Below are 23,898 nucleotides of genomic sequence, written 5' to 3'. Positions count from 1 at the left end.
CTGGGGTAGACGTGTTCCAAATTAAACTGCGGTCTACGGGACATAACGGTAGCTGCAATGGCAGAATAAGGTCTCGTGGGTTATACAGAATTGCTGCGCGAACTCGCAGCAGCACATGCAGTTTCTTGTTCATTTACCGGATTCGGCGGCGAAGTAACCGAAGTCAGCGACGATACGCTGGTTAAAACACTTCGTGCGTTGGGTGTTCGCTTTGGAAATGAACCCGGGGACAGTCCAAACGATCACATGCCGCTCGATGCTCCTATGCCGAGCGAGGAACAGATCCGTGCAGCTATTCAGAAGCGCCGCGATGAAGAAGACACGCGCCCGCTTCCCCGCTGCGTCGTCGCTACGCAAGGAGACCCTTACGTCTTCAACGTACATGTTCACGACGGCTCCCCCGCAGACATCACAATCACGCTTGAAGACGGCTCAGTCGCAGCAGACGTCACCCAAATTGAAAACTGGACACCACCGCGCACTGTCGACGGCATCACATGGGGCGAAGCCTCTTTCCAGATCCCACAGGATCTCCCCTTAGGCTGGCACACCATCACGCTGACCTCCGACACGCTCACTGCCAGCTGTTTCCTCATTATCACCCCGCAGCAGCTCTCCACCGCGCGCACGTTTGTGGAGAACCCAGCCACTGGAGTTATGGCTCAGCTCTATTCAGTGCGCAGCAATGACTCGTGGGGAATGGGAGACTTCCATGACCTCGGCGAGTTGGCCAAAGTTGTGGCCGACAAAGCTGACGCTGACTATATTTTGGTCAACCCGATGCATGCAGCCGAGCCCTTCCCGCCAGTCGAGGACTCCCCTTATCTCCCCACCACGCGACGCTTTATTAATCCCATCTACATCCGCGTGGAGGACATACCCGAGTACCTCAGCCTTAACGATGAGTTGCAAAAGGAAATCGAGGAGATTTCTTCTGAGTTTAAGGCTCTCAACCACTCCAGCGATAAAATTGAACGCAACCCGATCTATGACGCAAAGCTCCAAGTGCTTCATGCAATTTTTGAGGCCGAGCGCGATCCGGCACGTGAACAGGACTTCCGCGATTTTGTAGCCTCTGAAGGTGATGGCCTCTACGACTTCGCGTTGTGGTGTGCAGATCAAGAAATCGCTCACCTTACGGCATCCAGCTCCCATGCTGCTATCCCCGCTCCAGAGGAGGCCGCAGAATTCTACATGTGGCTTCAGTGGATCTGCGATCAGCAGCTGGGTGCAGCGCAATCAGCTGCTATCGACGCAGGCATGAGCATAGGAATCATCGCCGACCTCGCCGTGGGGATCCACCCTGGCGGTGCCGACGCCCAAAGCCTTGCCGACTCTCTAGCGCCACGCGCATCCGTCGGCGCCCCGCCTGATAATTACAATCAGCAAGGACAAGACTGGTCTCAGCCACCATGGCATCCCGACCGTCTTGCTGAAGCCGGCTACGTGCCATGGCGCGATCTGCTTCGCACCGTCCTGCGTCATGCCGGAGGTATTCGAGTAGACCATATCCTAGGGCTTTTCCGTCTCTTCTGGATCCCCCGCATGCAATCCCCCACCACCGGGGCTTATGTCAACTACGACCACAATGCTCTGGTCGGCGTTCTCGCGCTTGAAGCAGAGCGTGCTGGCGCAGTAGTGATAGGTGAGGACTTAGGCACATACGAGCCATGGGTTCAGGAGTTCCTTGCACAACGCGGAATCATGGGCACATCGGTGCTTTGGTTTGAGAGTTCCCCCACGGGTGGGCCGCGGCACCAAAACGAATACCGCGAGCTCGCGCTATCCTCCGTGACCACGCACGATCTTCCTCCTACCGCGGGACTTCTTGCTGGCGAGCACATCGAGTTGCGTAAAGAGCTCGGTATTCTTACCGTCGATCCTGAGCAAGAGCATGAACAAGATATTCGTTGGCAAAACGAGATTCTCGACGAAGTCAAGCACACCGGTGCCTTCTCCGGGGCCACAGTGCCAGAGGCTTTCCAAGGGCTCAATAGGGAAGAACGAGGAAGCGCAGACACCCTTATACCGGCTATCCACAAGTTCCTAGCCGGCACCCCCTCTGCTCTCACTTGTACCTCGCTGGTGGATCTTGTCGGCGACCGCCGGGCCCAGAACCAGCCCGGCACAACCTCCGATATGTATCCCAACTGGTGCATCCCCCTTTGCGATGGCAACATCCAAGCCCTGACCATCGAGGAAATCGCCGATCTCCCCTTGTTCCAAGCGGTAGCGGACGCGTCAAAGCGGAACAAGCGCTAGCCGCGGATTGATAAAGGCCCATTTCCCCGTGGGGAAATGGGCCTTTATGCGCAACCTATATAAGGCTGACTAACCAGGCGATCACGACTAGTGCAATAAGCAGGTACAAGGCCTGAGTTACCCGAGACTGTGGGTACTTCCGCTTCCTACGCGGAAGCTGCTGGTCCCGTTTACGCAGCTCCTCTGGATTAGCCATTATTCACACTTTCCACTTACGTGGGGCGCGCAAGCCCCGTAGTTACTTAGTTGACCTCATTCGAGCTTCTACTTTAGCCCGCACGGACATCAGGATGCGAAGAATGCGGGCTCCTAGGACGTCGATAAGCCGAAGCCACACTAATGCCAGCACACCGCACACAGGCACCACGACGATCAAAACTAGTGGTGCTTGCAGCCATAAAGGCGCCGATGTTAAAAATTGACTCGCCGAATCAATAAAACCCGTCACCTGCTCCATCACCCCTATTGCACCGTCCCAGCCAAGCCACGACGACGCAATAACGGCCCAACATCTTTAGCGCGTCCCCGCAGTGCTTCAAACGCCGCAGTGAAATCATCCGCACCGCCACGCGATAGCACAAGGTCGCGGAATTTTTGCCCGGCGTCCCTAGCCGCGCTTTCCGACGCCGCCACGCCTGCGGCTCCTTGCTCAGTGAACCAGTCAAAGCCATCGGCATCCAACGCTTCTGCCCACAGATAGGAGTAGTAGCCCGCCGAATATCCACCAGAAAAAATATGGTTAAAGTAAGTGGACTTATACCGAGGCTGAATATGCTCTACATCTAATCCGGCTTCCTCCAATGCTTTGCGCTCAAATTCCGCAATATCTGATGGAGACAGCTGTGCTGCTTCTTCCTGGGTCAACGAATGCCATGCGAGATCGATGACAGCTGCAGACAGATACTCCGTCGTAGCAAATCCCTGGCCAAACTGGCGAGCCTTCCCAATCGCAGCAACCAACTCGTCCGGAATAACTTCACCGGTATCCACGTGACGCGCAAAATTCTTCAAGATGGCGGGATCAAACGCCCAGTTTTCATTAATCTGAGAGGGGAACTCCACATAATCTCGTGGGACACTAGTACCCGAGAACGTGGGATAACGCACCTTAGACAACAGTCCGTGAAGCGCATGCCCAAATTCGTGGAACACCGTCCGCAAAGAATCGATGCTGAGAAGGGCATCTGAGCCATCAGCAGGCTTGGTAATACCCATCACATTCACCACAACGGGCTTAGTTCCCAACAAATCTGACTGATTCATAAAACTGCTCATCCACGCGCCACCGCGTTTCGACGAACGCCCAAAGTAATCCGTCAAAAACAGACCAATTCCCTCACCATTTGCGTCTTTGACTTCCCAGACCTCGACCCCCTCCGCGTAGCCATCCAGATCCGGGCGAGAAATCACTGTAATTCCGTACAGGCGATTAGCCGCATAGAAGACTCCGTCGCGCAACACCTGCTGCAAAGGGAAATACTGTGAGAGTTTCTCCTCATCTAGGGCAAAATCACGAGCACGCACCTTCGATTCCCAATAGGGCCAATCCGCCCCCTCCATCGTCGATTCCTGCGCCCATTCCTCAGATTCCCCACGGGAGGCTTCGTCGAGAAGCTTGTACTCGCCGCGCGCATTCGCCGCAGCAGCCGGTGCCAAATCAAACAATAAATCTCGCGCGGCCGCGGCCGAACCCGCTGTTTCCTCCGCGATCACATAATCGGCATGCGTTTGATAACCCAATAATGCAGCCCGCTCTGCACGTAACTGCACAGTTTCCACAACAATCTCCGCATTCGACTCAGCACCCCTGCGCTGCGACGCCTCATACAACCGCGCCCGCGCCTCATGTCGAACAAGACTCCCCTGCTCAGCTTGCACAGTAGGAAGCTCAAGCGGAATAACGAACCCGTCTACGCCTGCTGCCTCCGCGTCCGCAGCCGCCGAGGCGAGGCGTCCGGGGCTCAGTCCCTCCAATTCCTCCCCGTGGGGAAACTGGGCGGCAAGTGCTTTGGTATCTGCGAGCAGATTGCGGCCAAACGAATCGGCAAGCACAGACAAACGAGAATTAATCTCGCGTAATCGAGCCATCTCAGATTCGCCCAAACCTGCTCCGTGACGACGAAACGTCCTCAGTACATGCTCATGCAGCCGCTTCGACTCGGCGTCCTCCGGGGCCGCGACCGCCTCTAAACGTGTGAACAGCTCAGAATTCAAATAGATCGCATCTGAATGTTCAGCCAGCAATGGAGCGACCCGTGCCGCAATCTCGTCCATTTCCGCAGAGGAGTCTGTCGAATGGAGGTTAAAAAATACTGACGCCACGCGCTCTAAGTCTCGCCCGCTGCGCTCCAGTGCTTCCACGGTATTTTCCCACGACGGAGTTTCTGCGTTGTCTGTTATCTGCGTGATCTCTTGGACATGCGTGGCCAGCGCTGCTTCAAATGCTGGGAGAAAATGCTCTACTGAAATATCTCGAAACGGCGGAAGCTGGTACGGCAGCGAGGACTCTTCTAACAAAGGATTGGATACAGGTAACGTCATAGATCACAATCGTAGTTGCTAAAGTAACCGATATGTCCGAAAGCGCATCTTCGCAGCTCATTACCTGCCCCGGCGGTACCTTCACCGGCACGATCCATCATCACGATCATGGCAACGTGGCCACCTATGACCCTATTGTCTATGGGAAGCTCACCAGCGAATTTGCCCCCGCACTCCACGTGTATTCCCCCACGGAGAGCAAAGATCCCGCAGCGCACAACAACCTACGGACACAGCTTCACCTCACAGTAACAACGCCTGCTCATGCCAGAAAATTCAACGATCTTCCGGTCATAGCAGTCATCCATGGCGGCGGCTACGACTCCGGTTCTCGCAACGAATTCTCCTTCGATGGAACTGCCCTAGCCCAAACAGGGGTCATCGTGGTCAGCATCGACTACCGACTCGGAATCCAAGGCTTTGCACGCTTTCACGACGACCCCCCTCATCACTATCGAGGCATCGACGACTGCGCACTCGCCCTCGAATGGATCCAAAACCACATTGAAGACTTTGGTGGCGATCCCACCAACGTCACTCTTTTTGGTCAATCCGCAGGGGCCGGAATAGCACTCTGGCTTACCCGGCGCGACCACTATCGGGGGATGTTTCGGCGGGTGTGGGCGGCGTCGCCAAGCTTCCCCCGTGGGGAAATGAAACGCCGCAAAGCAGCACTCCGGTGGGCGCTATCCGCGCCGATTACCCAATCTGGTCTCGAAGAGCTACGCCGCAAGCGTCTCGAAAAAGGCTACAACCGCTACAAACGTTACTTCCCCACTGACTTAGCTCTCGGCCCCTGGAACTACGACCCCAACGAACTCACGGCTATCCCCATCATTATTAGTTCCACCGACCGCGAGCTTTACCAACTCCCCGCAGCGCAACAAGCAGACACCTCGACATGGTTGCGCCCACTGCGAAAACGCGTCGCCCGGCAGATGGGAGCCACACCCGAATACATTGAGCAAAACTCCACCAGGCCAGATTTTTTCCGTGCTCTCACCGGGACTTCGATGATCCATCGCTGGGTAAAACAAACGCTCAAACGCACATATGGCGATACCTGGTATCTCCGGTACACCAGCTCAAGTGATCATGAAGCCACCCACTGCAGCGATCTCCGTCTCCTCTTTCACTCCAGAGACAGCCAGCCAGATTCCCCACGGGGGATACTTTTGAGGTTTGTTCGCGGCAACGCTCCGAGCTGGCCTCAATATCGTAAAGACACCAGTGGATTAGAGGTGTGCGTTGATGGGGTCGGTGCGCAGCTGCGCACCAACCCCCTCCGTGGGGAATTCGAGTAAATATTCCCCACGGATTAGGTAACGCATGCAAAAAGCACCGACCTTTATGGCTTCGGTGCTGTTGTAGGAGTCAACCAACTATTTGTTAGTTAGTTTGCGCCGTAATGCTTCATGCGTAAGTTGTTCGACCATCCATGGGCTAAAAGCAAAAGGTGCAGAGTCTACAGCGATGAAAAGGTCTTTAGGATTCACCCAAGAAAGTGAATCTATTTCATCTGCTCTAGGACGTAAAAGAAGGGGTTCATCGATATATGCGATAAAAACAGGACAGATTTCCCATTCAACGATTCCCTGGGAAGCTGTGGCCCGGTACCGAAAATCTGGCAAAACGCACACCAGGTTTTTTATTTCCCCACGAGGGAGACCAATCTCGTGGGGAACGCGTCGCATGGCGGCTTCGGCAGCTGTTTCGTGGGGAAGTAAATGTCCACAGGCTGAGTTAGTCCATACGCCTGGCCATGTTTTTTTACTCAATGCTCGCCGAGTCACCAAGATTTTTCCATCGGGACCCAGGACATAGCAGGAAAAAGCCAGGTGGAGAGGCGTATCGTGGGTATGGACTGTAGATTTGGGAGCGGTGCCGGTCGGATTACCTTGTGCGTCGACAAGCACGACGAGATCAACGTCGTTCATTCTCCCCACATTATCTGCTCCCGCGCCAAAATATTATTGTCGCACCCAGCTTCCAATGACTCCGGGGACTACGGCGCTGCGTTCTCCGATGAGAGCGGCAATATTTTTGTCGACTTCAACTGGGCTTGTCACCGACTTAACTTTTCCGCGCTTATCGCCCTGCGATGCTCCGGGAGGAGTCGTCATCATTGGCATCATGCGGCCTGCTGATTGGTTTTGGCGGGTGGCGCTGCCAAGAGGTTCGCCATGCATTGAATGCCCAGACCACTGCTGCCTAGTTCCGGTCTGTCGAAAAGAGTCTGCAGTATGGGGAATGTGGCTCTTCCCGGGCATGGAGAAACGCGATGCCCCAGAAGCTCCGCTCTTATTCGCATTCATACCTGAAATCGGCAAACCTAACGCGTTCAGGCCATTATTTTGTGCTGTATGACCCATCCCATGTGGGATGGCATGTGCAACTCCGAATCGTGATGGATCGCTCAACGCCCCATGAGATAGCCCTGCCGCATGCGCCATGTGTGTTTCCACACTGTCTGATCCCACTTTCTGCAACTGGTGCTGAGCATTATTCACAGAATCAAACGACGGCGAGACAAAGTTTGTGCCTTGCGCACCAAGGCGACTTCCCGTGTTAATACCTGTTACTTCAAGTCCAGCTGTAGTGGGGCGCCCATTGCCTGCAACATCATCCATGCCTACTTCTGCGCTACCCCCGCCGGATTCAGTCGAAATATTCGCTCCCATTAGATTGCGAATGTCAGGCACTGACCGGTCGACGATACGTTGAAGTTTTTGTTGGAAATGCAAAAGAGCCGCTCTTTCTGATGCCACTCTTGCAGCGGGTTCTGTGATGGCTTTGATGCCAGAATTCGCCGTCGCTGCTTCCAGCCACAACATTGTTTTAATACCAATGAGTTTAGAAACATCCTCTGCCATGGCTTTCGCATTACCGGAGAAAATCTCACTGGTTTGAGCTACTTCATTAATTCGTTCTACTGCGCGATCAATAACCTCGCCTTTATTTCCGCCAGCCAACTCTGCTGCTACTTTACGTAAACGCATGGCGACTTCTGCCGACAAACGAGACATATCTGACCAACTTTGCATCCCGAAAAAGACCTCTTGTTCTTGAGTAGCTGCTAGCCCCTGGACCAGAGCGTCCATTGTCACTGGCTGTACGACTACCGGATGCGAAAAAGAGAAATTTTCATAAGCTGCTTCTGGGCGCATAGGGAAGCAAACTGGTTCTCCACCCACTGAGCCGCCTTCATCCGCAATATCTATTCCTCGGCGAGCATAATCTTCTTGCCCCGTCAGAGCCCCATAGCTTGCGCGGAGTGCATCGTGCAGCCAACCGATCTGTTGCGTCAGCGATTGCAGCACTGCAGAAGCCGAACCAACTCCCCCTTTAAGCACGATCCCGTGGTTAGCTCCAATTTGATCAAGTCCAATAAGCGGAGAATACGCGCCGGAAATGTTGGCTTTTAGTATTTCATTTTGTATCTGTTTAGAAAATTTTCTAATTTCGTCAAGTTCTTTTATCGATTTTTGTAAATAATCATTATTGATTCCAAGCTCTAACATCACAGCCCCCTTGTGATTTCCTTCAAGATTTCCATTGCGCTACGACATGCACGCTCTTGATCAGTATCGTTTTCGTCGCCCAGCCGGTAAAAGGCCCAAACTCTTCCTCTTTTCGTAGGAACGTATGCTGTGCATTCCGTGCCTAGCCCTAAAGAAGGATCCCTATTCTTTGTAAAATAGACACCGTTGGGCACCCCCTCCCCTTTATATAAGACAAGCTCTTCCCGTTGAATTGTTTCCTCATAAGAAATCACCATTGATCCCACCATCGCTAAATCATCAGAGGCTCCCAAACTTTCAACGAAAAAATGGCAGTGGGCTCGATTCATACCAGGATGCCCGAAAAACCCACCACGAGTTTGCCGAATCCCCGCCCGCTCATAAGTTTCCGCAGGCACATCCGTACACGGGTCAAAAAACGAGAAATTAGGATCCTTAGGATTTGGCTCCATGACTTCGGGAAAATCAGGGTGTGCATTTTCCGATGTCGGATGTGCAAGGAGTGCGCTCACAGATTCTTTAGCAGTATCACGAACGCATGCGGTGAGCATGAGTGCACAGAAGATCATGAATGCTAATAGCAATGAATGACGACGCATGAAAGAGTACGACTGCTGCGAATCAGTCCCAAGGTTTAGCCAGTGCATGAGAAAACCCCCTATGCCCATGTCGGACTCCCCCTTCGCGCTGTCACTCTGAGGTCCTCCAACCCAGAGTGAGGGCGCTGTCCGGAGGCGGTCACCACGTTAACTTTTTGCGGTCCGCCGGCCACCGGCCTCCTTGTGGAAGCCCGCAACAGCCGTACTCAGATTATTTAGACTACAGAAGGGCATCTATTGGTTCCGCTATTTGAAAAATTAGCCTTTAAGAATCTAAAATCCGCAGGCAGAAGACTTATTGAGTCGCCATTCGCAAAAGATGCGCCCCACCCAAAAGGGGGAGCGCAGGCCAAGAGAAATATAATATATTACTAAATACTATTGAGGTTTCCCTCAAAAATTGCGTTACCGATCTGAAAGGTAGCGTCGTAAAGCGTGCCGTAAGACGTATTGAATGCGTATTGTAGGTTGGTCGACGCACCGGCACCCAACGGCAAATCCAGCGCCACTGTACCAGCGTCCACTTGTGGCATATCAGCCCCATTCACGCGCAAGGTAGGAGCGGGGAACGCATCTTTGGGTACCGCAAGATCATTGAGGTTAGTTACCTTCACATAAATCACTGAGCCAGCCCCCTGACTATTGGCGCTGGTGCCAAGGATTTCCCATTTTACGTTTAATCCCGGGTCGGTCTCAGGAGCATTGATATGGTCAACCTTGACCGGTGCAACTTGCTTGGGCTGGAATTGAACAGGGGTCGATGTCGTTGGAGTAACCGAGACGGTCGTTGATACGTCATCACCGCCACAAGCGCTTAAAGTTAGCGTTGCGACGCCCACCAGAGCACCCACAACAAGCCGAGATCGGGAAATACGCATCAAATATCCTCACGCTTACGACGAATAACGAACAACTTTCCATAATTTTAACAACGGAGACGATCCGAGAGCACTCAATGTCTCCCAACCAGCCATTTTACTCAGAGAGCAGTCACCCCACCCGTGCGATCCATCCTTAGAATCCTCCGCAGTGCCTCAGCCCTTTGGCCCTTTTACTTGGGAGTTATCTTCTCCGCAGTACTTGTTGCCGTACTTGCACTGGCCACCCCCTTCATTATTAAAGATGCCACCGACACTATTGTTTCTGCAGTAAACGGAGAGATGAGCGTCGAAAAGGCCACTCCCCACGTTATGTGGCTTGCTGTCGCATTGCTTATCGCGCAACTCGCAAACACAGCATTTACCAATATCGGAGGTTATACCGGCGATGTGATGGCGGCGCGACTACGACAAATCCTGTCCACGCGTTACTTTGCCAAACTCCTGGGCATGCCTCAGCGATATTTTGACGATCAAGTCACCGGCACGATAATCGCGCGTCTCGACCGCTCCATCACATCAATCACCCAGGCGTTGCAAGCAATGTCCAACAACTTTTTCCCCATGATCATCACCGTGGTGGCAGTGTTGGGAATTTCTGCTAGCTACTACTGGCCCCTGGCGGTCTTACTTGCCATCATTATCCCCGTCTATATGTGGTTAACATCACTAACAAGCAAAAAATGGCAGATCATCGAGGGCCAAAAAATGAACAGATTGACCTTGCGGGTGGTCGTTTTGCTGAAGTCGTAAGCCAAGTCAAGGTAGTCAAAAGTTTTGTTGCTGAAGTCCGCGAGCTCAAAGGATTCAGCCACAAATACGCCAAAACTGTTGAGTTCACGCGTAAACAATCAACTTTTTGGCACCTCATGGATGCCCTCCGTGGCGGAGCCATGAACCTTATTTTCTTCGGAATTTACCTCGTTCTCTTCTATAGAACTCTGCATGGGCATTTCTCTCTCGGCGATATGGTGTTACTCATCCAACTCGTCAACATGGCTCGCATGCCGATGACCATGATGAGCTGGGTCGTAGACACCACGCAGCGTGCCATCGCTGGTTCCAAGGACTACTTCGAAGTTATGGAGAAGGATCTCGAGGCAACCGTTAACCCCGACATCGCCGCAGCCACAACAGCCTCCAATGAACCAAATCTTCGCCATAGCACTATCTCCCCCATTTCCCCACGGGGAGACCAACCTGTGGTCGAGTTCTCCAATGTGTCTTTTTCTTACAACGAGGGTGAACAAGTCCTCAATAATGTGTCTTTTGCGGCAGGCCAAGGGCAACGCATTGCCCTCGTGGGGGAATCGGGTGGTGGTAAATCGACTATCGTCAATTTGCTGCTGGGCCTTTACCAGCCGAGCAAAGGCCGTCTGTCCGTGTGCGGCAAAGAAGTCTCCGAGCTATCTTCAGAGCAGCTTCGTGCATCAGTCGGCGTAGTCTTCCAGGAATCGAGCCTGTTCTCCGGAACGATCAGAGAAAATATTGCGTATTCCCACCCTGATGCAACGTTGGAGGAGGTGGTGGGCGTCGCAAAGCGTGCGAATGCACATGATTTTATTAGCGCGTTTCCCCACGGGTACGACACGCTGATCGGCGAGCGCGGCCTCCGCCTTTCCGGCGGCCAAAAGCAGCGAATCGCAGTCGCCCGCGCAATGCTCAAAGACGCTCCCGTGCTAGTTCTCGACGAAGCCACCTCTGCACTGGATACAAAGTCGGAGATCGCGGTCCAGACGGGACTAGAAGAACTTATGGTGGGGCGTACCACCATTATCATCGCCCACAGACTTTCTACGATTGCAGATGTGGATACCATCATTACGCTTCGCGACGGCACTGTCGACGAGATCGGCTCTCCGGCAGAACTCGCGCATTCCGGCGGCATCTATGCTGAGCTACTCGCATTGACAGCAGATGCCAGCGAAGCAAACAAAGAAAAATTGAAAAAATTCGGTTTCCAAACATAAAAAAGGGAACATAAAACCCCAGGAAATGGTGACTTACATCCCATATTTCACTTTTTTGGTACCAGAATTCCACTATGTGAGAAAAGAGGTTGTAGGGTATGGAGCATCCATTAGATAAGAAGGATGATCCACATCATGACGCTCCCCACGAAGGAAAGTAAGCTTACTACCGGCGCTATCGTTGCAACTGCTCTCATGCTCTTCTCGATGTTCTTCGGCGCCGGCAATCTCATTTTCCCACCGGTCCTCGGCACAAGTTCTGGCGAAAATTTCACGCCAGCAATCATTGGTTTCCTTCTCGGAGGCGTAGCCCTACCCGCCATCACCATCATTGCAATGACCATGTCAGGAAGCGATATCCGAGATCTTGGCATTCGTGCTGGAAACTGGTTCAATATCGCTTTTGCCGTCATCGTGTATCTCTCTATCGGCGCTTTCTACGCAATGCCGCGCACAAGTGCTGTGAGCTACTCAATAATCGTCCAACCTGTACTCGGCCAAGATTCCACACTGGCTTCCGTGGGGTTCAACGCATTATTCTTCGCCGTGGCGTTACTCCTCGCTCTTAACCCCACGGGGATCGTGGACAAACTCGGCAAATTCCTCACTCCAGCTCTGCTTATCTTGCTGGTTGTACTGGTGGTATTGGCTATTGCCAATCTGCACAGCGACGTCTCCCCCGCCACTGAAAAATACAACACCGCGCCACTTACCACCGGCTTACTCGAGGGATACATGACTATGGATTCTCTCGCAGCTCTTGCATTCGGCATCCTTGTTATTTCCTCGCTCAAATATAAGAGTGGCAGCGAAGGCAAAGCACTAATCAAACCCGCTATCATCGCCTCCTTAATCGCTTCCACCCTGCTCGCAATCATCTACCTCGGCCTCGGCTACGTGGGGCGCATCATGCCCGACGGTCAAAGCTATCAAGATGGCGCATCCCTGCTCTCCGGAGCCGCGCGACTTACCATGGGCACTCCTGGACAAGTCGTCTTCGGACTCATCGTCTTCCTCGCTTGCATGACCACAGCAGTAGGACTACTCGCAGCCACAAGCGAATTCTTCAACCGTCTGATCCCCGGTATCTCATATAAAGCATGGCTGGTGATTTTCTCCCTGATTTCCTTCTTCGTAGGGAGCATGGGGCTCGCTAAAGTTCTGAGCATCGCAGCCCCGATCATTACCTTTATCTACCCCGTGGCGATTACTTTGGTTGCTCTCACCATTCTCGAACTATCCGTGGGGAAACTAAAACTTCTGTGGGGTTTCCGCCTCCCCGTCTGGGCGGTTACCATTTGGTCTGCTCTCACCACCATCGGAGCCCAAGGCATCGCTGTGGCAGAAAACCTCGTTAATTGGGCTCCGCTTCATGCCGTCAGCCTCGCTTGGCTACTCCCCGCATTCGGGTTCCTAGTAATCGGCGGAATAGTCGATTACGCACGAAGAAGTTGATTCACGTATGAATCCCCCAGTGCCGCTCTCGATCCTTGACCTCGTCCCCATCCCCCGTGGGGAAACCGCACGAAAAAGTTTTGGCAGATCAGTCCAGCTGGCTCGTGCCGCAGAGCGACTGGGGTTTTCGCGTATTTGGTACACCGAACACCACAACATGCCTACGATCGCTTCGTCGTCGCCAGCGATCCTTATAGCTCACGTTGCCAATCACACCAACCATATCCGCCTAGGAGCTGGCGGCATTATGCTGCCGAATCATGCGCCTTATATCGTGGCGGAACAATTTGGCACCCTCGCTGAGCTTCATCCCGGACGTATAGACTTAGGGCTTGGCAGAGCACCAGGAACAGACCAAAACACAGTTGGAAAAGCCCTTCGCCGCTCGCTCCACGCTGCTGACGCTTTTCCCCACGATGTAGCCGAACTTCAAAGCTACTTATCAGATCACTCCCCGATTCCCGGCATCCGAGCAAGCCCTGGCTCCGGCACGCAAGTGCCTCTTTACATTTTGGGTTCATCATTATTTAGTGCGCGTCTTGCAGCAGAGCTAGGTTTGCCCTACGCCTTTGCATCTCATTTCGCTCCTAAGCATCTCGACGAGGCGATCCGCACCTACCGTGGGGAATTTCGTCCTTCAGTGAACCTAGATAAACCGTATGTCATCGCGGGAGTAAACGTCACGTGGGCAGAGTCCATACAGAAATCCCACGAAGAGGCTAACAAGGTGCTCCGCAACGTCCTTAGGGAACTCTCACCCCGTGGGGAATTTCTTAGTTGCAATCAGTTGGATATATTAGCCAACACGCATATTGGAAACAAGGTTCGCGAAATGTTACGTTTCAGCGCTATCGGGACTGCTCAAACCATAACGGATTATTTACAGCAATTTATTGCACGCACAAACGCCGACGAGCTCATCCTCTTATTCCGAGCTTCTTCGTGGGAAAACCAGCTACAGGCTGTCCAGGAGGTCGGTAGCACATGGGGTTTAGCGTCGTAAAGCTCTAGGCCTATGGGCTGTGGATAACTCCGACTATTCTCTGACCATAAACCAGTTATCCACAACACCATAGTGTGCTCCTAGTTTTCGGCATCCCCAGCCTTTAGATTCCAAGGCATGAACGTCAAGGAATGCCTCGAGTTTTTAGCCGCAAATGGAGTTGCATTAGCCGAATATATCTTTTCGGTTTCCCAAACCCCTCGAGCAAAAGTAGAGCTCTCTGCGCTATTTGGCATTGAACCAACGACGATGGGCCGATATATCAAAACTGCAAAAGCTCTGTTTGGCCCCACGAAAGACAATGCGATGAGAGAAGAGGCTCTGGCTATTGCTAGGCAAGGAAATCTAGGGATAGACACAATCGCACTAATTAATACAAAAGTCTCACGGCTACGCGACCATGATAACCAAGAAGCATTTCGGGTTGAACTCCTATTATTTGCATGCAAGCATCCGTTCACGGTCTTAAAACAACATGCCGACGTCCGACTGCAGGAAGAAAATAATCCCTCCCCCTCACATTCCCAGGGGCTACGCTATGCGCGTTTCTCTCATGCCGCAGATGCCAACAATATGCGGTATTTATTCTTGTCGCTTCCCGAAGAACTCATGACTGCAATCGAAGCCCGCATGGTTGATTACGCGCACCACTTTAAAAACAAAAACGTCTCTGGCCAACAAGCACTCGCAGATGCAATCACTGGCACTTTGCTTCACGACGATTCCCGTTCCCCCAATGGCAATGTCCTTCGGGAAGGCCTCATTCTTTTACCAGCGGATGGATGGAAAAACAATGGCGGCAATGAACTTGTGACCACTGACGGTGCCACCATCAAAGCCGCTGACCTTGCTGATCATCTGCTCGCGGATTTTGGTTATGCCGTGCTATATGACGAAAACGCAGAACCAGTTAACCTCTTTCGGACTCGACGCTTAGCAAATGCAAAACAACGTATCATTCTCACAGCTGATCAACTTCTTTGCGCTGATCCCTCCTGCAGCCGTGCCGCTTTCCGAGCACAATGTCATCACATTGATGCTTGGAAACACGGAGGAACAACAAACCTGGAAAATTTAGCGATGGTATGCGGTTCTCATAACGCCCAAAACGACGATGACCATATCCTCGGCAAGCATCGCAATGGGCATTACGCAAAGTGCCCCACCACCGGGCGCGTTGGCTGGCAACCACCCGATCCTGAGGCTCCTCTGCAGTTTAACGAGCATCCTTTATCCAACAAATCAGCCCGTATGTGGGCTCTACGCCACTTCTCCCGTGGGGAAATTACTCCCAATTCTCCCTAGATTGCGGTCGCGAATGCTCCACGATTTTAACTCCTGTAGCGTCTTCTTGATCATCAACAACATCACCTGTAATCCCAAGGTTGCCTTCAATCACTACGCTCCCCGGAATCACAATGTTTCCGTCTTCATCGTGTGCCAGTGAAACAACGGGCAGCTCATTGCCTTCTTCATCGTATCCCGGAGCAGGCATAGCTTCATGTGCTTCTAACTTCTCCGCTGTATCTGTCTTCCGCCACTGACGTGTCTGTATTCTGCGCTCTGCAGCTGAATCATCCATCATTCCTTTCATCAACGAATACATCATGATGAACTGCGTAATAAAAAACGGGAACGCGACAATAATTACGACTTCTTGGAGCGTCGCAATGCCGGAAGAAGGAGAGACTATCAACAATGCTCCTGCAACAGCTCCAATGGCTACTACCCACAAGATCCGATAGCCTACGGGCGATACTTCCTCCTCACCTGTAGAAAACATATCGTTCACCATGCCGGCTGAGTCAATAGATGTAATGAAGAAAATCACCACGATTACAAGAGCCAGCGTCGATACAAGACTTGTCCAAGGATACTCCTGGAAAAACCCGAATAGAGCAAAAGGAACATTCCCGTCCTGAACAACAGGGCCGGATAGTTTGCCTGGCTCATTTAACTCAATTTCTATTCCGGCACGTCCAAAAATCGCAAACCAGATCACAGAGAAAATCGCAGGTAAGGCCAGGACTCCACCAATATATTCGCGGACAGTCCGCCCACGGGAGATACGTGCTACGAACATCCCCACGTAAGGCGACCAACAGATCGTCCACGCCCAATAGAACACGGTCCATTTACCTTGCCATCCTGGATTATCTCCGTATGAGTCAGCCCAGAACATCATGTCAGGAAGCGCTTTAGCGTAAATGCCAAACGCTTCCGTGGCAAAACGTAACAGCGTCAGTGTCGGACCAGAAATCAAGACAAAGAACATCAAGAGTACTGCGAGAGCAATATTGACATTCGACAGTATTTTGATGCCTTTTTCCAGGCCAGAAGCAACAGAAACACATGCAATTGCTGTGATCACCAGGATGATAAGCAGCTGTGCCCAACTTACTTCTGGTAATCCCCACAAGCGTTGGAGACCAGAATTTATCTGTAATACGCCGAGTCCAACAGAGACAGCGATACCAAAGGTCGTTGCGATGATGGAGAGAGCGTCGATAAGTTTTCCGGGGATGTCATAGATACGCGAGCCTAGAATCGGCGCGAATACCGAGCTCACCCGTGGGGGAAGTTTGCGCTTGTAAATGAAGTATCCAAGTGCAAGCCCAGGCAACGCAAAAATAGCCCACATATGAATACCAAAGTGGTAGAAAGTGAAAGCAAAAGCCTCGGTTATCGCTTTCTCCGACAACGGCTCTGCATCCTGTCGTGGAACGTTGACCGCATGGTTCAACGGTTCGGCCACACCCCAGAACATCAGTACCGCACCTACTCCACCTGCAAAAAGCATACAAAACCAGGCGATAAGGCTGTGCTCGGGTTCATCGTTGTCGTCACCAAGACGCAACCGGCCGAACCGTGAGATGAAGATTCCAACTAAGAAAAGGAAAATGAAGCTCACGCCACCGATGTAGAGCCATCCGGTTCCCGTGAGAAGTCCTTGAGCCACTCGTGTAAAAGTATCTCGAGCAGCGCTTCCCAGGATGATTGTCCCGATGACAAACACTGTGACAAAGCCTAGCGATACGAGAAAAATAAAGGGATCAGTCTTGAGCCCTAAAAAGGGCTTTCGTTGCGGTATTGGCTCCGAAGAAATCGGGGAATTCATGAAATAAACGTTTCCGGTAGTCCTGCAAGTACCGGTCACACGTTACTAATTCCGTGGGGGATTTCGAACTTCATTTCCCCACGGGGGAAGCAGGCCAACTTTATCCACCACAGCCCCAGGGTTCCTCCGCCCCAGCTCATCTGCTATTTCATAGGGTCTTGGTATCGCCCCTTGAGGAAATTCAACGGTGTAGAGATTCTCGTTTCTTCTTTGCTGCAAGGCATTGGTCGGCAACATTGTAAGAAAACTCGCTTTTGTGTCACTCCAAATCCGAATATGAGCAAGGTCTTTCACCGGAAAACTCGCACCTGAGTGGGTTATCTGTATGTTGTCGCTAATTCTGAGTATTGGGCGACGTCGTTGCGCAAAGACGGCTCCGAGTGAGCCCAGGGCGATGACAACTCCCACGGCAGGCGCGATTGCGGAAGCAGCGTAGAGCATCCGCATGGTTCCTGCGGCGTTGTGGTGTGCAAGGAAAAGCACCCCCAAAAGACCCGCCATGAGAATCACAAATAGTACGCATGTGATTGTGGCCTTTGATTGGGCCAAAGCGCGGTAGGAAGTTCTGACTGTTATCGCCATCAAGCACATCATAGTTTCTTCACAGGTTTATCCCAACAAATACATGATTGCGATGAGTGTTGGTAAAGAAACGAGGGTACTTACGATGCCGCTGTTTCTTGCCAAGCTTTCCGACGTTCCATGCCGCAACGCATATGCATATACATTTTGTGCGGTAGGCAGCGCGCCTAGGAACGTAGCGACGAGCAATTCTCGTCCCGTAACTCCCATCATCGAAGCAATACCCCACGCCAAAGCTGGATGGGCGAAGTTCTTAAGCCCACAGGCCACGATGGTGTCAATAACCTTTGTTTCCCCACGGGGGAAGGTGGTGGTGAGTGACATCCCAAAAAGAATCAAAGCCAGCGGTACGGACGAGTCGCCAATTAAACGGACTGGTTCAGTAAGTGCTACGGGCACACGCAGGCCACAGGCCACAATCGTTAGGCCTGTTATTGATGCGAGGAACATTGTGTTGCGCAGCGGAGTCTGCACGAGATTAAGCAGGAAATTAGCACGGTTTTTGTTATGCAAAAAGTCTAACCAGGTCATGGTTAGTGGTGCGTAGAAAGCAATTTGGAAGAGCATGAGTGGGATGATGATGGTGGCGTCGTCAAGCACATAGGTAGCGATGGGGATTCCAAGATTGCCGCCGTTGGCGTAGCTTGCTGATAGAGCCCCGATTATGGAGGCGTCGGTACGGCGACGCAGGAACACCCGACTGATGGTGAAAGATAAAAAAGCGACACCCATGGCGCTGGTGCACACAACCATAAAGTTGGCAGAGAAAATCGCGGAGAGTTCGGTGTGCATGATTTTGTCCAACAACAATGCCGGTGTAGCTACAACATAAACAAAATTTCCCAGTGAATTGGCAGCGCCTTTGCCTAACGCATTCTTCTTGCCCAGGACGGCCCCCAATCCGATCACAAGAAAAATGACAAAAAATCCACGGAAAATGCTCTCCATACGGTAGATTGTGCTTCATTTTCCCCACGGGGGCACCCATTAGGGACAAGTTTACCCTCATACATGCGCGGGTTAGTCTGCTTGTCATGTTCTCTTTCCCCCCACGCGCGGTCGCGTTGATGACTTTGGCGGTCTTTGGTTTGAGTGCGTGCTCTGCCGGTTCGACGGCATCGCAAAATGCGTCGGTGAATAGAGCCAGCGATCACAGTGTGACCCTTGGGTTAACGGCTCCCCCTAGCTCCCTCGATTTCACTACCACTTCTGGTGCTGCTATTCCTCAGGCACTGATGGGCAACGTGTATGAGGGGCTGGTTCGTGTTAATCAGAGCGGCGAGGTAGAGCCGTTGCTTGCATCCTCATGGGATGTATCCGAAGACGGCACAACGTATGTGTTTCATCTTCGCAAAGGCGTCCGCTTTTCCAATGGCGACGCTTTCACAGCAGACACTGCAAAGTTTTCTATTGATCGCGTGCTTTCCGACGCCTGGACTAATGGTCTGAAAGCACAAATGTCTAAGGTGACCAACACCCGAGTCATCGATCCCCACACCCTCGAGGTCACGCTCGCTCATCGCTCCAACACCTGGTTGTGGTCAATGGGCACGTTGATCGGCGCCATGATGACGCCCGGCGGGGTATCGGACTTGGCCACAAAGCCGGTGGGCACCGGGCCTTATGAGGTAGATAACTGGGCCGTGGGGACCTCGCTATCCTTCACCTCCCGTGGGGAATACTGGGGTGAATCTCCTAAGAACAAGAGAGCTGTTCTGCGCTATTTCGCGGATGCTATTTCCCTGACTAATGCTGTGCGCTCTGGAGACGTTGACGCCGTCATTGGTTTGCAGTCCCCTGAGCTCTTGGAATCCATACAGCGCGATGGTGATCTCGACGTCAACGTGGGCACGACCAATGGAGAAGTGCTGCTCACGATGAATCATGCACGGGCACCATTTAATGATCTGCGCGTCCGGAAGGCGGTAATGTTTGGCGTCGATAGGCAAGCAATCATTGATACCACCTGGGAGGGCTACGGCGTTGATACGGGCGGTGCTCCCGTGCCGCCAACGGACCCCTGGTATCAGAAAGCCGAGCAGTATCCTTTTGATCCTGACCGTGCACGCCAGCTAATGGATGAGGCCGGGGCAACGGGAACAAAAATAACCATTTCTGTGCCGTCGCTGCCCTATGCTGCCACGGCCTCTGAGATTTTATACTCGCAGCTTCGAGACATCGGCTTCGATGTGAGCATCGAGTCCACCGAATTTCCCTCCGTATGGTTGGCCAAAGTTTATAAAGGCCACGATTATGATATGTCGGTGATCGCGCATACCGAGGCTCGAGACATTCCCAATATTTTTGCTAACCCAAAGTACTACTTGGGCTATGACGATAAAAAAGTCCAAGAGCTCATCGCCCAAGCAGACACCGTAAATGAGGCGGACTATGTCCCCACGATGAAAAAAGCCGTCACTCGGATCCTGGATCAAGCCGCAGCAGATAATTTGTTCAATCTGCCCAACATCGTGGTAACTGCAAAGAACGTCAGCGGGGTTCCCGTCAACGCTGTTGGCGATGGTCTCTCGTTGGCTGCTATCGCGAAAGAAGAGCCAAGGAAGGTAACACAGTAGTGATTGCAGCAAAACTTGCACGAGGCGCGGCTAAATACGTGTTTACGTTATTTATTGCCAGTGTGGTCATTTTTGTAGCTCTTCGGATTGTCCCAGGTAACCCGGCAGAAGTGGCGCTCGGCGTTACCGCGACGCCAGAGGCCGTGGCAAAGCTAAGCGCCACAATGGGGATAGATAAACCGCTGTGGGAGCAGTACGTGTCATGGACCGGTGGCCTCCTCCGTGGGGAATTTGGGACTTCGTTGACCAGTTCAACGGATATTTCGTCTATCGTCGCAGATCGGCTTCAGGTCAGTCTGATCCTCGTTGTTCTATCGATGTTGTTCGCCTTGGTGCTTGCGATTCCACTGGGCTTGTGGGCGGCCAGGCGCTCAGGTCACGTCGACGGAACCTTTATCTCTGCGCTCAGCCAGGTCGGAATTGCAGTTCCTAGCTTCCTTGCTGCAATCCTGTTCATTTCTTTTTTTGCGGTTCGCCTGCGCTGGTTGCCCACTAACGGTTGGTCAGTGCCCAATGAGGATTTCAGCGGTTTTCTGGCGCGTCTTGTGCTGCCAGTGATTTCCCTCGGAATTGTTCAGGCTGCGATTATGACTCGATATGTTCGGGCAGCCGTTATGGATGTGATGCGTGAAGATTTTATGCGCACTGCACGCGCTATCGGGCTGAGCTCTTGGCAGGCTCTGCGCAGCCACGGACTGCGTAACGCAGCATTGCCTGTTCTGACGGTGACGGGATTGCAGCTCACTTCCCTACTAGTCGGCGCAGTTGTTATTGAGCGAGTTTTTGTCATTCCGGGATTGGGCAGCCTGCTACTCACCGCTGTAACTAATCGCGATTTGCCCACGGTGCAGACGATTGTGATGATCCTCGTTGTCCTTGCCATCGTGATCAATGCGATCGTGGATATGGCTTACGTTGTGGTAGACCCACGCACTCGAAAGGAGGCCTAGGTTCATGCGCGGTAGTCGTTACAGTAGTCGTTTTTCGCTCGGCGGCAAGATCGGGCTGGGGATCGTTATCGTCGTTGCTGTTATTGCATTAGTTTCCTTGGTCTGGACGCCCTATGATCCGCTTCGGGTTATGCCGGGGTCGCGGTTGGAGGGGCCGTCGATAAGCCATCTTTTGGGCACAGATCGCTATGGCAGAGATGTGTTATCGCAGTTGATGGTGGGATCTCGCATCACTCTCCTCGTGGGGATTGTCGCGGTGTCTGTGGCAGCGCTCGTGGGGGTGCCACTCGGTGTGTGGGCAGGGATGAGGCGCGGCTGGATCGATTCGGTGATCATGCGCGGCGCAGATCTGTTGCTTGCGTTCCCGGGTCTGCTTCTGGCGATTGTGGCCACCGCGATGTTTTCGGCCACCACGTTGACCGCGATGATGGCTATCGGAGTGGCCACTATTCCGGCTTTTGCTCGGGTGGCGCGCGCGGCGACGATGCAGGTGATGGCGCAGGATTATGTCGCTGCAGCCCGTGACGCCTCCCGTGGGGAAATCGCCATCGCAATGCGCCACGTGATTCCCAACATTTTGAGTGTGGTGGTGGTCCAGGCGTCAGTGGCCTTTGCCCTGGCTATTCTTGCCGAGGCCGGCCTGAGCTTCCTAGGGCTTGGCACGCCACCACCGGATCCTAGCTGGGGTCGCATGCTGCAGTCTGCGCAGTCTTCACTGGCCACGGCGCCGCTGCTGGCGGTATGGCCGGGGCTTGCTATCGCACTTACCGTTTTAGGTTTTAACTTGCTTGGCGACGGCCTCCGCGATCTCACCGACCCGCGTTCCACTCGCCGCACTGCAGTTTTTTCTAAGGAGTCTTCATCGTGACGCTTCTCCAAGTCCGCAATCTCACTGTCACGGGAATCCTCAAGGATGTGGCTCTGGCAGTCGACCGTGGCGAGCGCGTCGGTTTGATTGGAGAATCAGGCTCGGGCAAAACAATGACCGCGCTCTCCATCATGCGTCTCATCAATGCGTCGGGTTCCATTCAGCTCGATGGACAAGAGCTCACGGCGCTGTCGGAGAAAGCGATGTGCCGTATCCGGGGTCGCAAAATTGCCATGGTTTTCCAGGAGCCCATGACGGCTCTCGACCCGCTCATGCGAGTGGATAAGCAGATTGCTCAGGTGCTCAAAATCCATTCGGTTTCCCCACGGGGGAAGGTTGCGGAGCTGCTCTCGAGCGTAGAACTCGACCCCGCACTCGGCAGGCGTTATCCCCACGAGCTCTCGGGAGGACAACGCCAACGAGTACTAATCGCTATGGCTCTGGCCCATGACCCCGACGTGCTGATGTGCGATGAGCCAACCACTGCTTTGGACGTGACCTCCCAAAAGGCGATTGTCGACCTAATTTTGCGCCTGGTCGCCGAACGTGGAACTGGCCTGCTCTTTATCACTCATGACCTGGGTCTGGTGGCTACCACATGCGAGCGTATTCTGGTGATGCGAGGCGGCGAGGTCATCGAGGAAGGAACCGTAGAGCAGGTTCTCCGCTCCCCCGCCCACTCTTATACGCGCATGCTTATCGACGCCTCCCAGCTCCCTCCTGCGCGACCGGCTCTCATTACCGATGAATCCATAGTGCGGGCGCGGGACATAAAGAAGCACTATCGCCGGCACAAGGCGGTCGACGGCGTCGATCTCCACGTCTCCCGTGGGGAAAGAGTCGGCATTGTGGGCGGCTCGGGTTCCGGAAAGACAACATTGTTAAAGATGATCGCGGGACTCACACGTCCCACATCCGGCACGATCTCAGTCTCTGGCACCAAAAAGATGGTTTTCCAAGATCCCATGCGGTCTCTGGATCCCCGCATGACCATCCGCGAGATCGTAGCCGAGCCGCTCCCCCGCGCTAGCGACGAGCGCATCGTTGAAGTTTTGGAGGAAGTAGGTCTGAGCGGGGAGATTCTCCACCGTTTTCCCCACGAGTTCTCGGGAGGTCAGCGCCAACGCATTTCCATAGCTCGCGCGCTGATCGCGTCTCCAGATATTTTGCTTGCCGACGAACCCGTCTCAGCCCTCGACGTCTCAGTACGAAAGAAGGTTCTCACACTCATAGACCGGCTGGTTCACGAGCGCCATCTCACCCTCTTGTTTGTCTCGCATGACCTCAACGTGATCCGCTCCGTGTGTTCTTCTGTGGTGGTGATGCACGAAGGTCGTATCGTGGAGGCCGGCCCTGTAGACGAGGTGTTTACCAATCCCAAGGCCGAATACACCAAACAACTCTTAGCGGCAATCCCCCACTTAGGATGACGTTATATACAGCAACACGCTGGGATCAAGAATGTGTTCCTCAGAGTAATCAAGCCCTTCTACCACGTGGGCCAGCTGATCAAACGCCTCAACTTCGTGGGCGGAAAGAACAACGGGATTATTCATGGGAATGAGTTTAAACCAC

The 23,898-nt window shown here is 53.0% G+C and carries 20 protein-coding genes and 1 pseudogene; 10 read left to right on the top strand and 11 right to left on the bottom strand.

Annotated elements, in window-relative coordinates:
* Nucleotides 1–75 precede the first annotated feature (75 nt).
* On the top strand, nucleotides 76–2,262 hold the full coding sequence (gene malQ, locus CpATCC19410_RS05485) for a 4-alpha-glucanotransferase (protein WP_014401309.1): 2,187 nt from the start codon (nucleotides 76–78) through the stop codon (nucleotides 2,260–2,262).
* Between the two features lie 55 nt (nucleotides 2,263–2,317).
* Here the strand turns inward: malQ and CpATCC19410_RS05480 are convergent, their stop codons facing one another.
* Genes CpATCC19410_RS05480 through CpATCC19410_RS05470 form a run of 3 tightly spaced genes read right to left on the bottom strand, consistent with a single transcriptional unit; the run spans nucleotide 2,318 to nucleotide 4,803 of the window.
* Nucleotides 2,318–2,458: a hypothetical protein gene (locus CpATCC19410_RS05480; protein WP_013242396.1), complete on the bottom strand. Its 141-nt coding sequence runs from the start codon at nucleotides 2,456–2,458 to the stop codon at nucleotides 2,318–2,320.
* 42 nt (nucleotides 2,459–2,500) lie between these two features.
* On the bottom strand, nucleotides 2,501–2,719 hold the full coding sequence (locus tag CpATCC19410_RS05475; protein WP_014300857.1) for a hypothetical protein: 219 nt from the start codon (nucleotides 2,717–2,719) through the stop codon (nucleotides 2,501–2,503).
* A gap of 5 nt (nucleotides 2,720–2,724) precedes the next feature.
* Nucleotides 2,725–4,803, bottom strand: a complete 2,079-nt coding sequence (locus tag CpATCC19410_RS05470) for a M3 family metallopeptidase (RefSeq protein ID WP_013242398.1) — start codon at nucleotides 4,801–4,803, stop codon at nucleotides 2,725–2,727.
* A gap of 32 nt (nucleotides 4,804–4,835) precedes the next feature.
* Here CpATCC19410_RS05470 and CpATCC19410_RS05465 point away from each other — a divergent pair, with 32 nt between their 5' ends.
* Nucleotides 4,836–6,107 carry a carboxylesterase family protein gene (locus CpATCC19410_RS05465; RefSeq protein WP_013242399.1) on the top strand — a complete coding sequence of 424 codons (1,272 nt, stop codon included), beginning with the start codon at nucleotides 4,836–4,838 and terminating at the stop codon, nucleotides 6,105–6,107.
* A 78-nt stretch (nucleotides 6,108–6,185) separates the two neighbouring features.
* Here CpATCC19410_RS05465 and idi read toward each other — a convergent pair whose 3' ends face one another.
* The 4 genes from idi to CpATCC19410_RS05445 form a co-directional block, all read right to left on the bottom strand.
* Nucleotides 6,186–6,740, bottom strand: coding sequence for an isopentenyl-diphosphate Delta-isomerase (idi, locus tag CpATCC19410_RS05460; protein ID WP_014300858.1), 555 nt, complete (start codon nucleotides 6,738–6,740; stop codon nucleotides 6,186–6,188).
* Nucleotides 6,741–6,773: 33 nt separating this feature from the next.
* A complete protein-coding gene (locus tag CpATCC19410_RS05455; protein WP_014522452.1) occupies nucleotides 6,774–8,324 on the bottom strand; it encodes a hypothetical protein in 1,551 nt (516 codons plus the stop codon).
* Complete coding sequence (locus tag CpATCC19410_RS05450) at nucleotides 8,324–8,992, bottom strand: DUF3558 family protein (RefSeq protein WP_013242403.1); 669 nt, start codon at nucleotides 8,990–8,992, stop codon at nucleotides 8,324–8,326. The genes CpATCC19410_RS05455 and CpATCC19410_RS05450 overlap by 1 nt, the downstream gene beginning before the upstream one ends.
* Before the next feature lie 302 nt (nucleotides 8,993–9,294).
* Entirely contained in the window at nucleotides 9,295–9,801 is a 507-nt protein-coding gene (locus tag CpATCC19410_RS05445; RefSeq protein ID WP_013242404.1) for a hypothetical protein, read from the bottom strand.
* 123 nt (nucleotides 9,802–9,924) lie between these two features.
* On the opposite strand from CpATCC19410_RS05445, the pseudogene CpATCC19410_RS05440 reads away from it, so the two are divergent.
* The 4 genes and pseudogenes from CpATCC19410_RS05440 (at nucleotide 9,925) to CpATCC19410_RS05425 (ending at nucleotide 15,534) form a co-directional block, all read left to right on the top strand.
* A pseudogene (locus CpATCC19410_RS05440) lies at nucleotides 9,925–11,771 on the top strand (ABC transporter ATP-binding protein).
* Between the two features lie 135 nt (nucleotides 11,772–11,906).
* Complete coding sequence (brnQ, locus tag CpATCC19410_RS05435; RefSeq protein WP_013242407.1) at nucleotides 11,907–13,226, top strand: branched-chain amino acid transport system II carrier protein; 1,320 nt, start codon at nucleotides 11,907–11,909, stop codon at nucleotides 13,224–13,226.
* A gap of 7 nt (nucleotides 13,227–13,233) precedes the next feature.
* The gene (locus CpATCC19410_RS05430) at nucleotides 13,234–14,229 is read left to right on the top strand and encodes an LLM class flavin-dependent oxidoreductase (RefSeq protein ID WP_013242408.1); all 996 of its coding nucleotides are present in this window, start codon (nucleotides 13,234–13,236) and stop codon (nucleotides 14,227–14,229) included.
* A 117-nt stretch (nucleotides 14,230–14,346) separates the two neighbouring features.
* Nucleotides 14,347–15,534, top strand: a complete 1,188-nt coding sequence (locus tag CpATCC19410_RS05425) for an HNH endonuclease signature motif containing protein (protein WP_013242409.1) — start codon at nucleotides 14,347–14,349, stop codon at nucleotides 15,532–15,534.
* Here CpATCC19410_RS05425 and CpATCC19410_RS05420 read toward each other — a convergent pair.
* The 3 genes from CpATCC19410_RS05420 to CpATCC19410_RS05410 are packed head-to-tail and all read right to left on the bottom strand — an operon-like array spanning nucleotide 15,515 to nucleotide 18,877.
* Nucleotides 15,515–17,347, bottom strand: coding sequence for a BCCT family transporter (locus CpATCC19410_RS05420; RefSeq protein ID WP_013242410.1), 1,833 nt, complete (start codon nucleotides 17,345–17,347; stop codon nucleotides 15,515–15,517). The genes CpATCC19410_RS05425 and CpATCC19410_RS05420 overlap by 20 nt on opposite strands.
* Nucleotides 17,348–17,392: 45 nt before the next feature.
* Nucleotides 17,393–17,941, bottom strand: coding sequence for a hypothetical protein (locus CpATCC19410_RS05415; protein WP_013242411.1), 549 nt, complete (start codon nucleotides 17,939–17,941; stop codon nucleotides 17,393–17,395).
* Between the two features lie 15 nt (nucleotides 17,942–17,956).
* Nucleotides 17,957–18,877 (bottom strand): AEC family transporter, encoded by a 921-nt coding sequence (locus CpATCC19410_RS05410; RefSeq protein ID WP_013242412.1) that lies wholly within the window; start codon nucleotides 18,875–18,877, stop codon nucleotides 17,957–17,959.
* An 86-nt stretch (nucleotides 18,878–18,963) separates the two neighbouring features.
* On the opposite strand from CpATCC19410_RS05410, the gene CpATCC19410_RS05405 reads away from it, so the two are divergent.
* From CpATCC19410_RS05405 to CpATCC19410_RS05390, 4 genes are read left to right on the top strand one after another with little or no spacing between them, the layout of a single operon-like run.
* Entirely contained in the window at nucleotides 18,964–20,505 is a 1,542-nt protein-coding gene (locus tag CpATCC19410_RS05405; protein ID WP_013242413.1) for an ABC transporter substrate-binding protein, read from the top strand.
* Nucleotides 20,505–21,455, top strand: coding sequence for an ABC transporter permease (locus CpATCC19410_RS05400; RefSeq protein WP_013242414.1), 951 nt, complete (start codon nucleotides 20,505–20,507; stop codon nucleotides 21,453–21,455). The genes CpATCC19410_RS05405 and CpATCC19410_RS05400 overlap by 1 nt, the downstream gene beginning before the upstream one ends.
* 4 nt (nucleotides 21,456–21,459) lie before the next feature.
* The gene (locus CpATCC19410_RS05395) at nucleotides 21,460–22,323 is read left to right on the top strand and encodes an ABC transporter permease (RefSeq protein ID WP_013242415.1); all 864 of its coding nucleotides are present in this window, start codon (nucleotides 21,460–21,462) and stop codon (nucleotides 22,321–22,323) included.
* Nucleotides 22,320–23,753, top strand: coding sequence for an ATP-binding cassette domain-containing protein (locus tag CpATCC19410_RS05390; RefSeq protein WP_013242416.1), 1,434 nt, complete (start codon nucleotides 22,320–22,322; stop codon nucleotides 23,751–23,753). The genes CpATCC19410_RS05395 and CpATCC19410_RS05390 overlap by 4 nt, the downstream gene beginning before the upstream one ends.
* On the opposite strand, the gene CpATCC19410_RS10985 is transcribed toward CpATCC19410_RS05390, so the two are convergent.
* The gene (locus tag CpATCC19410_RS10985) at nucleotides 23,745–23,879 is read right to left on the bottom strand and encodes a hypothetical protein (RefSeq protein ID WP_014401314.1); all 135 of its coding nucleotides are present in this window, start codon (nucleotides 23,877–23,879) and stop codon (nucleotides 23,745–23,747) included. The genes CpATCC19410_RS05390 and CpATCC19410_RS10985 overlap by 9 nt on opposite strands.
* Nucleotides 23,880–23,898: the final 19 nt, after the last annotated feature.

Origin of the sequence: Corynebacterium pseudotuberculosis (assembly GCF_002155265.1) — a bacterium.
GTDB classification, from domain to species: Bacteria; Actinomycetota; Actinomycetes; order Mycobacteriales; family Mycobacteriaceae; genus Corynebacterium; species Corynebacterium pseudotuberculosis.
Note: the sequence above shows the minus strand (reverse complement) of the source record. Positions and strands in the feature narration are given on the sequence as shown.